Raw genomic sequence first — 14,215 nt, forward strand, 5'->3', positions numbered from 1 at the left:
GTCCTGGTTCCGTAAGCGGCGTCGGCCGACTGCGGCGATCGATAGCTTCGGGTCACTGGTCGACGGAATCGGTGGGGCGGAGCCAGCGTCGCAGTGCCGCGCGGAGTGCCTGTCGGTCCGCGGCGTCCGGTTCGGACGCCCAGGCGACATAGCAATCCGGACGCAGGAGCAGGGCGGCGGGCATTCCGGGTTGTGGTTGCGCGGCGACGATGTCGAGTCGGTCGTGCCATTCGGGAAGCGATTCCGCCAGCCGTTCGTCGCCGGTCAGATCGAGGAGCAGCGGCCGTGCGTTCCTGGTCAGCTCGGCCAGCCGGGTCGTCCCGTTCGGGGTGCGCAGTTCCATGTCCGGGGCGAACCGGCCGATGAGCGGGTGGGCGCCGGATCCGCCCATGTCGTAGCGGATGTCGGCGCCCGCGGTGAGGGCGGCGAGGCGCTGCACGGTGTCCTGGTCGCGGAGTAGTTCGGTGAACAGGGCGCGCAGTGCGGTGACATCGCTGCCCGGGGCGATCAGCGCGGATTGCGCCTGGGCGTAGGTGACCATGCGGGCGGCGGCTTGCCGTCGTTCGGTCTCGTAGCTGTCCAGCAGCCCGGACGGGGCGTCGCCCAGGAGGGTGGCGGCGAGTTTCCAGCCGAGGTTGGCCGCGTCTTGCAGACCGAGGTTGAGTCCGGGGCCGCCTCCCGCGGTGTAGATGTGGGCGGCGTCGCCGATGAGGAACACGCGGCGGTCGCGGAATCGGTCGGCGATCCTGGTGTTGCCGCCGCTGAGCCGTCGCAGCACGTGCGGGCCCTGGCCGGTGGGCGCGCCGAGGGGCACCTCGGCGGCGAGCACTCGCCGGATGCTGGCCTGGAGCTCGGCGAGGCTCATGGGAATGTCGGTCTGCGGTTGGTCCCATTCGACGGTGCTGATCAGTGGCGGATGATCCGGGAACGGCGCGTAGGAGAATCCGCCGTGCTCGGTGCGCAGCGGCAGGAACGGGTGGACGGTCCCGTAGCCGGGCACGGTCAACGCGCCGGTCGCCGGGTCCACCCAGTCGGGCGGGATGGTGGCGTGTGCCGTCCGGCTGGTCGTGCGGTCGTAGCTGACACCGGGGAATCCGATGCCGGACAGTTTTCGGGTGAGGCTGTGCGCCCCGTCGGCGCCGACGAGATACGCGGCGCGCAGCTGGTAGGTGCCGTCCGGCCCGGCGACGTCCACGACGACCGCGTCGTCGTCCTGCGCCAGGCCGATGACCTCGTGTCCGCGCCGGATCTGCGCGCCGAGCTCGACAGCGCGCTGTTCCAGCACCTGTGTGATGCGGTGCTGCGGGGCGGCCAGCCCGTAGAGGGGGCTGTCGTCGAGCAGGCTCAGATCCAGCGCCATCGCGGCGAACATGAAGGAGGTGGAGTTCGGTCGCGGCGGTGCCGCGCTGCCGCTAAGCGCCTCGTACAGGCCCCGGCGGTCCACCAGTTGCACGACTTGGCCGAGCAGTCCATTGGCTTTCGGTTCCTCGCTCGGTGTGGCCAGCCGCTCCAACACCAGCGGTCGCACCCCGGCCAGACTCAGCTCGCAGGCCAGCATCAGCCCGTTGGGGCCACCTCCGCTGATCACAACATCGACAGTCACGAGTGTCCTTTCTGTTCGATGGCCGCCAGGCTAGAGCCAAAAGATGCGTGCACGCAAATTTGCGTGCACGCATGCAATGGTGAGATGCTGGGACCGTGACACAGCGGAGCGGGTTGCGCGAACAGAAGAAGCAGGCCACCCGGGAGGCCTTGCGTGCGGCGGCGCTTCGGCTGGCGCTCGAGCGCGGGCCCGGCAATGTGCGCGTCGACGACATCGCCGAGGCCGCCGGCGTCTCACCGCGGACCTACAACAACTACTTCTCCAGTCGCGAACAGGCGATCGTCGCCGCCGTGACCAGCGAACGCGAAACGCGGGTCGCGGCGGCGGTGGCCGCCCGGCCCGCAACCGTGCGTCTCGCCGACGCGGTCATCGACGCGATCGTGGATCAGTACACGACCCAGGGCGAGTCAGGGCGCGACGCGCTGCTGCTGATCGCCACCAGCCCCGCCCTGCGTGACGCGTTCGTCCACGCCGCCACCACCATCGAACATCCCCTCACCGCCGCGATCGCCGAACGCCTCGGAGACGTGGACCCGCACACCGCCCACGTCCTCGCGGCCTGCGTGGCCGCCGCGGTTCGTGTCTCCCTCGAACGATGGTTGCAGCCCACCAGCCCGGCCGCCACGGGACTGGTCGTGCCGTCCGGCGCGTTGCCGGACCTGCTACGCGCCTCACTCGCACCACTCGCCCCCGCACTCGATGCCGCCGAGAAACGATCGGACTGCCGACGTCGGTGAACTCTGTGAGCGGAGCCCGGCCTGGTTCAGGTTGGCCGGAACTCACAACTACTCGGCCGTAGCGCGCCGTCGTCCGGTCGCGCCGAACGACTGACCGAAGCCGGGATGTCCGGCCCCGCCGCCGATCTGGTGACCGTGGCCGACACGCCTTCTCCCAGTCTGTTTCGCACACAAGTCTGGTGGCCACGGTCTTACTCGGCATCGGGACCGTGGTCGTCGCGGCACTGTTGCCAGGGCGCGGTCGTCGCTGATCCGCGGCGCGGGACGGCCAGGGTAGGTGCTCGATGAGAAGAATGCCGCAGAGGGCACGGCCTTGAACCAGGAGGCTGTCGAATAACGAAAACACACGGATGGTTGTCGCCGAAGCGAAACCATCCGTGTGCGTAAATAACGTGTCCGGAGGGGGACTTGAACCCCCACGCCCTAATACGGGCACTAGCACCTCAAGCTAGCGCGTCTGCCATTCCGCCACCCGGACTTGCTGGTGTGCCAAAAGATTATCCGACGCGGTGCAGGAATCCAAATCGCCTAGGTGACCTGCTGTTTTGCCCACTGTGCCCACTCCTGGTTCATGCGGTGGAAGCGCTCGCCCCATTCGAGGGCCAGGCGGCCGTTGGTGGCCAGGGGGGTGTCGGTCCAGTCGGTGGTGGACTTGACGGTCTGGAGGGTGGTGAGGGCGGTGGTGGAGCGGGATTCGAGGGTGGTGAGGTAGGTGGTGGCTTCTTCGGGGGTGAGGGGTGTCGAGGAAGAAGGCGCGCAGGAGGGTTTCGTTGCGAGCGGGGGGTGGTGGGGTGGGGTCGGTGAGCCAGGTGTGGAGGTCGGCGCGGCCCTGGGGGGTGATCGTGTATTCCTTGCGGCCGCGGGGGCCGTGGTCGGAGACGGTGATGCGGGCGGTGGCGGCGAGCTTGGTGAGTTCGGTGTAGATCTGGCTCTGGGTGGCGGGCCAGACGTTGGCCAGGGATTCCTTGAAGCGGCCGAGGAGGTCGTAGCCGCTGGCGGGGCGTTCGGCCAGCAGGCCGAGGTGGCGATGCGGCGGCGTGGGGGAGTGGGGTTCGACGCGCTCGTGCTCGAGTTCGGCACGGCCGTGTTCTTCGTGGTGCTCACCGTGCTCGCCTTCCTCGCCCCGGAGACCGCGCTGCACGACTACACTCCCGCCCTGTCGAGCGCGGTGCTGGCCCTGCTGGCCGGTGGATCACTGGCCGCCGGAACGCCGTTCACCTTGGGTATCGCGAAACAGACCACCCCGCAAGAGGTCTGGACCCAGCCGCTGTTCCGCCGGACGACTTCGGTGCTCGCCGCGGTGTGGACGGTCTCCTTCACCGTCGGTAGCGTCGTGCTGGCGGCGCTCGCGCACGCGCAGCCGGTGGCGCGGGTGGGCGCGCAGGTGCTCGTCTTCGTGGTGCCGATGGTGTTCACGGTGCGCTATGTCGCGCACGTCCGGGGCCGGGCGGCGGTGCCGAGGGGGAAGGTGGTGCTATGCGGAACGGATGGGCCGCGGACCGGAGATTCCACCGCGCGATGAGGCAGCGCTGCCGTCGGCGGCTGGCCGAGACCGGGCTTCGCGCGGTCGACCTGCACGAGCTCTGCGCCGAATTCGGTTCCCGGCGTGCCCGTCCGGTCGTGCTGAGTTCGATGACGATGCCGTCCAACAACATTCACGCCATGCTGGTGCGGGCCAGCGAGGCCGACTACATCGTCTACGAGCGGGACACCACGCCGCTGCATCAGCAGCATCTCATCGCCCACGAGCTGGGCCACCTGATCTGGGATCACCGGGGGCTGACCGGCCTGAGCGGCGGGCACGCCGACTACGATCCGGTCGAGGAACTCGAGGCCGAGACGACGGCCACCCTGCTGCTGGAACGGCAGCACCGGACCCTGGCGGGGCTGGCCCGCTCGGAGCGGACCCGGACGATGGGACAGGCGCTCGGGTTCGAATTCGGACGGTGGTGACGGCCGGTCAGTGCGCGGAATGCCACCGCGCGGCGCGCACCCGATCGGCCTTGCGGCGCTTGGGGCCGGGCAGGATGCCGAGCAGCAGGGTCTCCCACATCTCGTCGACGCGCTGCTCGAGATCCCGGCGTTCGGTCAGCACCGTCGACACCAGCTGCACGCCCATGAACGCCGAGATGGTGAAGCGCGCCAGCTCCGGCGGCGAGACGGTGTCGATGATGTCGCCCTCGTCGATCGCCCGGCGGATCATGTCCTCGCAGGCCATGATGCACCCGAGATAGGGCTCTTTGGGACTGTCCACGAAGGTCAGCTCCAGCGACAGTCGGGCCCCGGCGCGCACGATCGGATCCGTGATGACCATGCGGGCCATCTCGTGGGCGAGCATGACGATCTGCTCGATCGCGGGGGTGTCCCCGTCGGCGAGCTTCTGGATGGTCTCCAGTTCGCGCTGACTCTGCTCGGCCATCACCGCGCGCGCCAGCTCCTCCTTGGTCTTGAAATGGAAGTGCAGCGCGCCCCGGGTGGTGCCCGCCGCGGCGACGATCATGCCCATGGTCGCGCCCGCGAAACCCTCGCGGTCGAAGACCTCGGCGGCGCCGCAGACGATCTGATTTCGCGTCGCGACCGCCCGCTCCTGCTGGACCACTTGCGCCACTCCCGTCGACTAGCTGAGCTGGTGATAGTACTGGTCACGGTAGCGCTGAACGCCCGGGCGTGGCGCCCAGTCGGCCGACTCGACTGAGCGCGCTCCCAGATGAAATTCTCAACGGGGTGGGTTAGGCTCGCGGCATGACGGATGCCGGGTCGCAGCACCGAGCGCTCCTGGCCGAGCGGCTCGACGTGCTGTTCCGGACGTCCCGGCCCGGTGGCCGGTACTGGACCAACGACGACGTCGCCGCCGAGATCAAGCGCATCGACCCCACGGTCCGGGTCAGCGGGGCGTATCTGTCCGCGCTGCGCACCGGCAGGCGCGCGAATCCGGCACCCCGGTTGCTCGCGGCCCTGTGCCGGTTCTTCGGCGTTCCCGGCGATCATCTGACCGAACCATCCGTGGCGGGACCGACCCCGCGGCATCAGGCAGTACTGGAAGCGGCGCGGCACACCGGCGTGCACGCCATCGCACTTCGCGCGGTCGGGCTCAACGACGAATCACTCGCCACGGTCGCGGCGGTCCTGGATCACATCCGTGAGCTCCAGGGCCTGCCGCCGGTGGACGAGCCCGTCGCCGGGCCCGAGTGACGGACGTATCCGGCCGGGGGGGAATCCGATGGACACAGTGGGGGGATTGGCGGCGGTCGGGCGGCACGCCGAAACCGGTGCCGCGCTGGTGATGTGGGCGGTCACGGTGCTGCGGCTGCCGGGGGTGCTGCGCCGTCCGGAACATCGGCCGCTGTGGCTGGCGGTTGCCGCCGCGGCGGTGGCGTACTCGTTCGACCTGTCGCTGGTCGCCGAATCCTGCGCGGCGATCGCCGGAGCGTGGACCCGGCTGATCGGGGATCTGTTCGGGTTGCTCGCCGCCACCGCGATCCTGCGCTTCAGCGCGACGGTGGCCGGTGCGCGGCGGCTGATCCCGGCGCTGTGGGTGCTCATGTCCGCGGCGGCGGTGGTGCTGGTGGCCCTGGATGTGCTCGTGCTGCCACACGGCGCGGGCGCCGAGATCTACGACGACCGCGGGCTGTCCGGCGGCGCGGTCTATCTGGTGGTGCTGGCGGGCGCGCACCTCGCGGCGGGGAGCTGTTGCGCGCTGCTGTGCTGGACGCACGGCCGCCGGGACGCGCGTGGCGCGCTGCGTGTCTCGCTGCTGACCTTCGGGGCCGGTGCGGTCCTGCTGTGCCTGGGCTGGATCGCCGATCTGCTGTATTTCCTGACCCGGTTCCGGCCGCTGCACGAGCTGTCGCCGTTGCTGGTCGGGCTCGGCGGCGCGGGCTACGCGGTCGCCACGCAGGTGCCCTTCGCCGACCGTCTCGCGCGTGCGACACGCAAGCTCCGGGCGCTGTGGCGGCTCTCGCCCCTGTGGTCCCGGCTGGTTTCGGCGGTGCCGGAGGTGACGATGGCGCCGTCGACCTCACGGGCGGGTGGCTGGGCGTACTTCGCCGGTGAACCCGGTCTCGGGGTGCACCGGATGCTCGTCGAGTCGCAGGACGCGCTGCTGGCGCTGCGCGGGTACGTCTCCGCGCGGGCGGTGGCGGCGGCCGCGGCGGTGGCGGCCGGTACGGCGAATCCGCGGGTGTCGCAGACGGCGTGCTGGCTGCGGGTCGCGCTGCGCGCCGAGCGCAGTGGTGACCCGCCGGGGGTGGTCCACATGAAACCGGCCGTGCACGCCCTGTCCGGTGACCTCGCAGACGAGGTGGCCTTCTTCACCGCACTCGCCCGGACGATCGACGCGCGCGCGGCCGTCGAGTTCGAGAATCGTTGGGAAGAACCGGTGCTCAGCGACTGCGCGGCCTGACGGGCCGCAGGTTTCGCGTACGCAGATCGAAAGTGGCTGTGCGACAACAGAAGTGAGAAACAGGATGATCAGCATGATTCAAAACTCATAACAGGACGAGCAACCTGTTTCGTGCTAGTGTCGGCTCGTGCGGGGGCACCGATTCTTCTCGCACCTGAGATCCGGAAGTAAGGGGAAAAATGTCACGGGTGGCGCTGATCTACCTGCTCGTCGCGATCACCTGCGAGGTCGCCGCGACGATGGCGTTGAAGGCGACCGACGGATTCAAGAATCCCGGCCCGATCGCCATCGTCGTCATCGGGTACGGCGGCGCTTTCTACGCCTTGAGTATGACGCTGCGAGAGCTGCCGGTAGGCATCGCCTATGCCCTCTGGTCGGCGATCGGAACGGTTCTGCTGACCGTCCTCGCCGCCATCGTCTACAAGCAGAACCTCGGGCTGACAACGCTGGCCGGTATGGCGCTGACCATCGGCGGCGTGGTGTTGATAAATCTGGGAAACCAGAACGTTCACTAAGGATTGATCATGATTGTCCTGAACAAGGTCCGGACCGCCGTCAAACACCTCACCTATTCCGCGCGCGGACAGTACTCGGATGTCCGGGGCGACTATCAGAAGGTCGCCGACACCTATGACGAGTACTACTCGCACAATCTCGAGGCCGCGGCCCGCCAGTTCCGCGGACTGCTGCCCTGGCCGGAACTGGCGCGCCCCGGCCTGCACCTCGTCGAGCTCGCGGCGGGGACCGGGGCCATCACGGTGCCGCTGGCGGAGAACCTGGGCGCGGACAGCGTGCTCACCGCCGTGGACATCTCCGAGGCGATGCTCGCCGAGAACCGGCGCAAGACCGAATCCGGGGAGCACGGCGTCGATTACGTGGTCGGCGACGCGCTCGAGTATCTGGCCGCGCAGCCGCCGAACTCGGTCGGCGCATTGGTGTGTGCCTGGGGTGTGTGCTACATGAATCACCCCAAGCTGAAACGGGAACTGACCCGGGTGCTCCAGCCGGGCGCGTTTCTCGGCATCATGGAGAACCGCAAGGGAACATTGGCCGAACTCGAGGCGATTCTGCTCGATGTGATCACCGATGACCCGCGGTTGCTGCGCCGGGCCATCCGGCTCGAACTTCCCAAGGACGGCGCGTATATCGCGCGGCGTATCGTGCCGGACAACGGCCGGGTGATCGAATCGCTCGACGCCGAATCGGGACGGACCGACAGCGATACCGACGATATCCTGGCCTACCTGACGAAATCCGGGGTCGCCTCCGGATATCTCGACGCCATCGCGCCGGAATTGTATGACGATCTCCTCGACGGATTGCGGAAACGGATCGAGGCGCTCGGGCCACGAAATGTTCCCATCGTGCATCGCTATTCGATTGTCACGGCGCACGCCTGATACCGGATTCGGCGTGCGAGAGAGAACAAGGCTCGATCATGACAACGACGACTACGTCGCCGCAGCGCTCCGTCATGCCCAAATCGGTGTGGGCGAATCTGACCGGCCTGCGCGGAATTTGCGCATTCTACGTTCTCATCAGCCACATCTGGTTCCAGGTGTGGCCGGCCGCCGAGCCGCCACTCGGCTACGGCCGGTATCCGGACGGGATCCTGTACTGGCTGACCAGCTGGCTGTATCACGGGCATTTCGCCGTGATCGCGTTCATCGTGGTGAGTGGCTACTCGCTGCAGGCCGCGCGGATCGGCCGGGGCGACGCCTACACCACGCTGGGCTTCCTGAAACGGCGGTGCAGGCGGATCCTGCCGCCGTACTACGCGGCGATGGTGCTCTCGGCCGTGATCGGCGTGACGGTGGCCGCCGAGATGACCGGCAGCCAGTGGGACATCTCCCTGCCGGTCACCTGGAATTCGCTGCTGACCCATTCCCTGCTCCTGCAGGACCTGGTCGACTACACGAAGATCAACTACGCGCACTGGTCGATCGCCGCGGAATTCCATCTGTACCTGATGTTCCCGCTGTTCATCTGGCTGCTCGGCCGGGTCGGTGCCCGGTGGGGGACGGCCGTCGTGGCGACGGGGGTCGCGGGGCTGATCGCCTACGTGATGATCTCCTCGGACGCGCCCGCCTTCTTCTTCGGGCTGATCCTGTACTTCTTCCTCGGCATGGTGACCGCGAGTGCCGCGGCGCGGATGCGGTTCGCGCTGACCGCGGAGGTCAGGAGGACGGTGCGGTGGGCGGCCGGGGCGAGTCTGGCGACGCTGCTCGCGGTGGCCGTCGGGGTGGGCTTCGCCCGCGTCGAAGCGGTCCTGCCCGCCTTCGATCTCGGTGTCGCCCTGGCGATCTGCGCGCTGATCCTCGGATTCCTGCCCGTCCGGGACGTGCCGGTGGAGGCGGTTCCCGCCGCGCGGACCTCGCTGGGCGGCCAGGTGGCGGCGACGCTCGAGCGGCTGGGCCGGTTCTCCTACAGCCTCTACCTGATCCATCCGCCGATCGTGATGATCGTGTGGTTGTGCCTGGGCGGCAACGACCTGGACAAACCCCTCATGTTCGGCGCGCTGCTGGCGGCGGCGGTGCCGGTGGCCCTGATTCTCTCCTACCTCTTCTATCGCATCTTCGAGCGGCCGTTCACGCAGTGAGCGGCGCGGCCCGGTACCCGTCACGAATGAAGGAGACGCCGCCATGGCGCTACGTTGGATGACCGAGGAATACGACGCGTTCTTGACATTCAAGAGCGGACTCACCGAGAGCGACGGTTCGTTCGCCTACCTGAAGAGCCTGCCGCACGGCAATGTGCACAGCTACCGGTCGAAAGGCCGCTCCGTCGTCAACTTCTCGACCTACGACTACCTCGGTCTGGGCGAGAACGAGCAGGTCCGCGCGGCCGCGAAGCGGGCCATCGACACCTACGGTGTCTCGACCAGCGCCAGCCGCATGGTGTCCGGCGAGCTCGATATCCACACCGAGCTCGAGGAGTCGCTGACCGATTTCCTGGGCACCGAGGACACCGTCACGTTCGTCAGCGGGCACGCCACCAATGTGATGACGCTGGGCTACCTGTTCGGCCCGCAGGACCTGCTGCTGTGCGATCAATACGCGCACAACAGCATCGAGGTCGGCGCGCGGCTGTCCGGCGGCGAGGTGCGCAAGTTCCGGCACAACGATGTCGCCGATCTGGAACGGCTGCTGCTGCAGGCCGAGCCGGGGCGGCGCACGGTCGTCTGCGTCGAGGGCCTCTACAGCATGGACGGCGACCTGACGCCGCTGCCGGAGATCCTGGCGCTGAAGCGGCGTTTCGAGTTCGTGCTCTACGTCGACGAGGCGCACTCGATCGGCACCGTGGGCGCGACCGGGCGCGGTGTCTGCGAGCACTTCGGTGTCGATGTACGCGAGGTCGACGTGCTCATGGGCACGCTGAGCAAGACCATGGGCAGCTGCGGTGGATTCATCAGCGGTTCCCGGGAATTGGTGGACTACCTGCGGATCTCGGGTCCGGGGTTCATGTTCTCCACCGGTCTGCCCGGCCCGGCCGCTGGCGCGGCGCTCGAGGCGCTGCGGCTGCTGCGTGAGCACCCCGAGTACGTGGCCGACGTCCAGCACAAGTCGCGCCTGTTCAGCACCCGGTTGCTCGGTGGGGCAGGCCAGCAGACGCCGATCATTCCGCTGCTGGTCCGGCACGACTGGGTCAATGATTTCGCCCTGCACTGCCAGCAGGCGGGCGTGCGGGTGTTCCCGATCTCGTATCCGGCGGTGGCGCGCAATGCCACCCGGGTGCGGTTCTTCCTGTCCCGGCTGCACACCGAAGCCCAGCTCCGCGACACGGCCGAGCTGATCAATTTTCTGCACAACCAATTCACTCTGGAAAGGAGTGCCTCGTGAGGTTGAAGGTGGGAAAGATCCTCCTGCTTGTCACCGATGCTCTGCTCGTGCTCTATTGGGTCGCGGTGGCGGTGAACGCCATCCCCAAGGAATCGGCGTTCCGCGACTACACCAATCCCATTGTCCAGGCGTGGAACTGGTCGTTCTTCCCGCTGGACGTGGCGGCCTCGGTCTTCGGATTCGCCGGGGTGTACCTGGTGCGGATCCGGCACCGGCTGGGCTGGCTGGTCCTCACGGTGGGTCTCACCCTCACCTTCTGCGCCGGATTCATGGCCATTTCGTTCTGGGCCTATTACGGCGACTTCAACTTCGCCTGGTGGGCGTCCAACGCGATGCTCATGATCGTTCCCGCCCTGGTCTTCGGCATCCTCGTCTTCGATCGTGAGGCGACCGCGGAAGTGGCCGCGCAATTCCGGGGTGCCGACACCACCGAGAAGGAGACGGTATGAACGCCCAGACGTGGCAGGGCAGCCGGTTGTTCACCAGTGAATCGGTCACCGAGGGACATCCGGACAAGATCTGTGATGCCGTCAGCGACACGATCCTGGACGCGCTGCTGGCCGCCGACCCCGCCGCCCGCGTGGCGGTGGAGACGCTGGTGACCACCGGCCAGGTGCATGTCGCGGGGGAGGTCACCACCACGGCCTACGTCGATGTCCCGGCACTCGTGCGCGAGACGGTGCTGGCGATCGGCTACGACAGCTCCGCCACCGGATTCGACGGGCACACCTGCGGGGTGAATGTCGCGATCGGCGCGCAGTCACCCGATATCGCGCAGGGCGTCGACGCGGCCTACGAAGCCCGCGTCGACGGGGACGACGACCCGATCTCGCGGCAGGGTGCGGGCGATCAGGGGCTGATGTTCGGCTATGCCACCGTCGACACCCCCGAGCTGATGCCCCTGCCGATCGCCCTGGCGCACCGCCTGTCCCGGCGGTTGACCGCGGTCCGCAAGGACCGGACGGTGCCGTATCTGCGCCCGGACGGCAAGACCCAGGTGACCATCGAATACGCCGGTGACCGGCCGGTGCGGCTGGACACGGTGGTCATCTCCACCCAGCACGCGCCCGGGATCGACCTGGACGCGCTGCTGGCGGTCGACCTGCGCGCCCAGGTGGTCGAACCGGTGCTCGCCGAGCTGCCGGGCGATATCGCCACCGACGATGTGCGGCTGCTGATCAACCCCACCGGCAAATTCGTGATCGGTGGCCCGATGGGGGACGCCGGGCTGACCGGTCGCAAGATCATCGTCGACACCTACGGCGGCATGGCCCGCCACGGTGGCGGCGCGTTCTCCGGCAAGGACCCGTCCAAGGTGGACCGGAGCGCGGCCTACGCGCTGCGATGGGTCGCCAAGAACGCCGTCGCGGCCGGGCTCGCCGACCGGCTCGAGGTACAGGTGGCCTACGCGATCGGCAAGGCCGCGCCGGTGGGGCTGTTCGTGGAGACCTTCGGCACCGAGAACTTCGATCCGCGGCGGATCGAGGCGGCGATCCTGGAGGTCTTCGATCTGCGGCCGGGCGCGATCGTCCGGGATCTGGATCTGCTGCGCCCGATCTACCGGCCCACCGCCGCCTACGGGCATTTCGGCCGCCCGGACCTGGATCTGCCGTGGGAGCGCACCGACCGCGCCGACGCGCTGAAGGACGCCGTCACATGATTCTGGTGACCGGGTCCGTGGCGACGGACCATCTGATGAAGTTCCCCGGGCGCTTCGCCGAGCAGCTGCTGCCCGATCATCTGGACCATGTGTCGCTGAGCTTCCTGGTCGACGATCTGGTGGTGCAGCGCGGTGGCGTGGCGGGCAATATCTGCTATGGGCTGGGTGTGCTCGGGCACCGGCCGGTGCTGGCCGCCGCGGTCGGCACCGATTTCCGCGACTACGAGCTGTGGTTGTCGGGGCACGGCGTGGAGACCGGCGGCGTGCGGGTGTCCTACCAGGAGCGCACCGCGCGCTTCACCTGCACGACCGACGACGATATGGCCCAGCTCGCCAGCTTCTATCCCGGTGCCATGGCCGAGGCCGCGCGGATCTCGATCGCGGAGCTGGTGGCGCGGTTCGGGCGTCCGGAGCTGGTGGTGATCGGCGCCAACGATCCGGCGGCGATGCTCGCGCACACCGCCGAGTGCCGTGAGCTGGGGCTGCCGTTCGTGGCCGACCCGTCCCAGCAGCTGGCCCGGCTCGAGCCCGCGCAGATCCGGGAGTTGCTGGACGGGGCGGAATATTTGCTGAGCAACGAGTACGAATGGGGCCTGCTGCAATCGAAGGCCGGTGTCACGGCGGCGGAGGTGATCCGGAACGGGTGCGTGCGGGTGACCACGCTCGGCGCCCGCGGTGTGGAGATCACCGATCGCGACGGCGCGGTGACCCGGGTGGCCGCGGTCCCGGAGAACGCGAAGGTGGACCCGACCGGTGTCGGGGACGGGTTCCGGGCGGGATTCCTGTTCGGGCGTGCACGCGGTGCCGACCTGCGCCGTGCGGCCGAACTCGGTTCCGCGGTGGCGGTTCTCGTGCTCGAGGCGAGCGGACCGCAGGGGTGGCGGTGGGATCGCGACGTCGCCGTCAAGCGGATCACCGGTGCCTTCGGGCCCGAGGCGGCCGAGGACATCGGCGCGCTGTGGGGCCGACCGTGACGGGGTTCGACACCTCGCTGCTGGAGACCCTGGCCCGTCGCGTCGTCATCGGTGACGGCGCGATGGGCACCATGCTGCAGGACGCGGAGCTGACCCTCGACGATTTCCGCGGGCTGGAAGGGTGCAACGAGATCCTCAACGACACTCGGCCCGATGTGCTGCGCCATATCCACCGCGCGTACTTCGCGGCGGGCGCGGATGCGGTGGAGACCAACACCTTCGGCTGCAATCTGCCCAACCTGGCCGATTACGGCATTGCCGACCGGATTCGCGACTTGTCGGAGCGGGGCACCCGGCTCGCCAGGGAGGTCGCCGACGAGATGGGTCCCTCGGCCGACGGCACCCCGCGCTATGTGCTGGGTTCGATGGGCCCGGGCACCAAACTGCCGACCCTGGGGCACGCGCCGTACGCCCAGTTGCGTGACGCCTACACCGAGGCCGCGCTCGGCATGCTCGACGGCGGCGCCGACGCCGTTCTGGTCGAGACCTGCCAGGACCTGTTGCAGGTCAAGGCCGCGATCACCGGGAGCCGCCGGGCGATGGCGCGGGCGGGGCGCCGGATTCCGATCATCACCCATGTCACGGTGGAGACGACCGGCACCATGCTGGTCGGCTCGGAGATCGGCGCGGCGCTCACCGCGCTCGAGCCCCTCGGTATCGACATGATCGGCCTGAACTGCGCTACCGGGCCGAACGAGATGAGTGAGCATCTGCGGCACCTGTCGCGGCACGCGCGGATTCCGGTGTCGGTGATGCCCAATGCCGGGCTGCCGGTGCTGGGCGCCGCCGGGGCGGAGTATCCGCTGACTCCCGGGGAATTGGCGGCCGCCCTGACGGGGTTCGTGGTGGAGTTCGGGCCTGCCCTGGTCGGTGGATGCTGTGGGACGACGCCCGAGCACATTCGGGAGGTCGCGGCGGCGGTGCGGGAGGTGTCCCGGAGCACGGTCGCGCCGCGGCCGGAACCGAGCGTGTCCTCGGTGTATTCCGCGGTGCCGTTCGC

16 protein-coding genes and 1 tRNA gene are annotated in these 14,215 nt (G+C 68.7%); 13 read left to right on the forward strand and 4 right to left on the reverse strand.

The window, feature by feature from the left end; all coding sequences use genetic code 11:
* Window positions 1-52: 52 nt before the first annotated feature.
* Window positions 53-1,603, reverse strand: coding sequence for an FAD-dependent monooxygenase (locus tag WA675_RS17695; RefSeq protein WP_336085675.1), 1,551 nt, complete (start codon window positions 1,601-1,603; stop codon window positions 53-55).
* 95 nt (window positions 1,604-1,698) lie between these two features.
* Here WA675_RS17695 and WA675_RS17700 point away from each other — a divergent pair, with 95 nt between their 5' ends.
* On the forward strand, window positions 1,699-2,340 hold the full coding sequence (locus tag WA675_RS17700) for a TetR/AcrR family transcriptional regulator (protein WP_336085676.1): 642 nt from the start codon (window positions 1,699-1,701) through the stop codon (window positions 2,338-2,340).
* 393 nt (window positions 2,341-2,733) lie between these two features.
* Here the strand turns inward: WA675_RS17700 and WA675_RS17705 are convergent.
* Window positions 2,734-2,818, reverse strand: a tRNA-Leu gene (locus WA675_RS17705).
* Window positions 2,789-3,481 carry a PadR family transcriptional regulator gene (locus WA675_RS17710; RefSeq protein WP_336085677.1) on the reverse strand — a complete coding sequence of 231 codons (693 nt, stop codon included), beginning with the start codon at window positions 3,479-3,481 and terminating at the stop codon, window positions 2,789-2,791. Before WA675_RS17710 ends, WA675_RS17705 begins: the two co-directional genes overlap by 30 nt.
* On the opposite strand from WA675_RS17710, the gene WA675_RS17715 reads away from it, so the two are divergent.
* Together WA675_RS17715 and WA675_RS17720 are read left to right on the forward strand one after the other, a co-directional pair.
* Window positions 3,368-3,862, forward strand: coding sequence for a hypothetical protein (locus WA675_RS17715; RefSeq protein ID WP_336085702.1), 495 nt, complete (start codon window positions 3,368-3,370; stop codon window positions 3,860-3,862). The genes WA675_RS17710 and WA675_RS17715 overlap by 114 nt on opposite strands.
* Window positions 3,859-4,293, forward strand: a complete 435-nt coding sequence (locus tag WA675_RS17720) for an ImmA/IrrE family metallo-endopeptidase (protein WP_336085700.1) — start codon at window positions 3,859-3,861, stop codon at window positions 4,291-4,293. Before WA675_RS17715 ends, WA675_RS17720 begins: the two co-directional genes overlap by 4 nt.
* Before the next feature lie 7 nt (window positions 4,294-4,300).
* Here the strand turns inward: WA675_RS17720 and WA675_RS17725 are convergent, their stop codons facing one another.
* On the reverse strand, window positions 4,301-4,939 hold the full coding sequence (locus WA675_RS17725; RefSeq protein ID WP_336085678.1) for a ScbR family autoregulator-binding transcription factor: 639 nt from the start codon (window positions 4,937-4,939) through the stop codon (window positions 4,301-4,303).
* Window positions 4,940-5,082: 143 nt separating this feature from the next.
* Between WA675_RS17725 and WA675_RS17730 the strand changes: the two genes are divergently transcribed.
* The 10 genes from WA675_RS17730 to WA675_RS17775 form a co-directional block, all read left to right on the forward strand.
* Window positions 5,083-5,532, forward strand: coding sequence for an XRE family transcriptional regulator (locus WA675_RS17730; protein WP_336085679.1), 450 nt, complete (start codon window positions 5,083-5,085; stop codon window positions 5,530-5,532).
* A 28-nt stretch (window positions 5,533-5,560) separates the two neighbouring features.
* Window positions 5,561-6,742, forward strand: a complete 1,182-nt coding sequence (locus tag WA675_RS17735) for an MAB_1171c family putative transporter (protein ID WP_336085680.1) — start codon at window positions 5,561-5,563, stop codon at window positions 6,740-6,742.
* A gap of 179 nt (window positions 6,743-6,921) precedes the next feature.
* On the forward strand, window positions 6,922-7,257 hold the full coding sequence (locus tag WA675_RS17740) for a DMT family transporter (RefSeq protein ID WP_336085681.1): 336 nt from the start codon (window positions 6,922-6,924) through the stop codon (window positions 7,255-7,257).
* A gap of 9 nt (window positions 7,258-7,266) precedes the next feature.
* Window positions 7,267-8,142, forward strand: a complete 876-nt coding sequence (locus WA675_RS17745) for a class I SAM-dependent methyltransferase (RefSeq protein WP_336085682.1) — start codon at window positions 7,267-7,269, stop codon at window positions 8,140-8,142.
* Window positions 8,143-8,180: 38 nt separating this feature from the next.
* Window positions 8,181-9,341 (forward strand): acyltransferase family protein, encoded by a 1,161-nt coding sequence (locus WA675_RS17750; protein WP_336085683.1) that lies wholly within the window; start codon window positions 8,181-8,183, stop codon window positions 9,339-9,341.
* A gap of 43 nt (window positions 9,342-9,384) precedes the next feature.
* On the forward strand, window positions 9,385-10,581 hold the full coding sequence (locus tag WA675_RS17755; protein ID WP_336085685.1) for an aminotransferase class I/II-fold pyridoxal phosphate-dependent enzyme: 1,197 nt from the start codon (window positions 9,385-9,387) through the stop codon (window positions 10,579-10,581).
* Window positions 10,578-11,030 (forward strand): DUF5360 family protein, encoded by a 453-nt coding sequence (locus WA675_RS17760; protein ID WP_336085686.1) that lies wholly within the window; start codon window positions 10,578-10,580, stop codon window positions 11,028-11,030. Before WA675_RS17755 ends, WA675_RS17760 begins: the two co-directional genes overlap by 4 nt.
* Window positions 11,027-12,241, forward strand: coding sequence for a methionine adenosyltransferase (gene metK / locus WA675_RS17765; protein WP_336085687.1), 1,215 nt, complete (start codon window positions 11,027-11,029; stop codon window positions 12,239-12,241). Before WA675_RS17760 ends, metK begins: the two co-directional genes overlap by 4 nt.
* Complete coding sequence (locus tag WA675_RS17770) at window positions 12,238-13,215, forward strand: carbohydrate kinase family protein (RefSeq protein ID WP_336085688.1); 978 nt, start codon at window positions 12,238-12,240, stop codon at window positions 13,213-13,215. Before metK ends, WA675_RS17770 begins: the two co-directional genes overlap by 4 nt.
* Window positions 13,216-13,277: 62 nt before the next feature.
* Window positions 13,278-14,215 (forward strand): homocysteine S-methyltransferase family protein (locus WA675_RS17775; protein ID WP_336085701.1); only part of this gene is annotated, 938 nt, incomplete at its 3' end.

Source organism: Nocardia sp. SSK8 (genome assembly GCF_037034205.1).
Classification (GTDB): Bacteria; Actinomycetota; Actinomycetes; order Mycobacteriales; family Mycobacteriaceae; genus Nocardia.

Excerpts from the sequence above, each read along its gene's own strand:
- WA675_RS17735 (WP_336085680.1), top strand. The coding sequence starts at position 5,561 with ATGGACACAGTGGGGGGATTGGCGGCGGTCGGGCGGCACGCCGAAACC.
- WA675_RS17755 (WP_336085685.1), top strand. The coding sequence starts at position 9,385 with ATGGCGCTACGTTGGATGACCGAGGAATACGACGCGTTCTTGACATTC.
- WA675_RS17770 (WP_336085688.1), top strand. The coding sequence starts at position 12,238 with ATGATTCTGGTGACCGGGTCCGTGGCGACGGACCATCTGATGAAGTTC.
- metK (WP_336085687.1), top strand. The coding sequence starts at position 11,027 with ATGAACGCCCAGACGTGGCAGGGCAGCCGGTTGTTCACCAGTGAATCG.
- WA675_RS17720 (WP_336085700.1), top strand. The coding sequence starts at position 3,859 with ATGAGGCAGCGCTGCCGTCGGCGGCTGGCCGAGACCGGGCTTCGCGCG.
- WA675_RS17745 (WP_336085682.1), top strand. The coding sequence starts at position 7,267 with ATGATTGTCCTGAACAAGGTCCGGACCGCCGTCAAACACCTCACCTAT.
- WA675_RS17750 (WP_336085683.1), top strand. The coding sequence starts at position 8,181 with ATGACAACGACGACTACGTCGCCGCAGCGCTCCGTCATGCCCAAATCG.
- WA675_RS17715 (WP_336085702.1), top strand. The coding sequence starts at position 3,368 with ATGCGGCGGCGTGGGGGAGTGGGGTTCGACGCGCTCGTGCTCGAGTTC.
- WA675_RS17730 (WP_336085679.1), top strand. The coding sequence starts at position 5,083 with ATGACGGATGCCGGGTCGCAGCACCGAGCGCTCCTGGCCGAGCGGCTC.
- WA675_RS17740 (WP_336085681.1), top strand. The coding sequence starts at position 6,922 with ATGTCACGGGTGGCGCTGATCTACCTGCTCGTCGCGATCACCTGCGAG.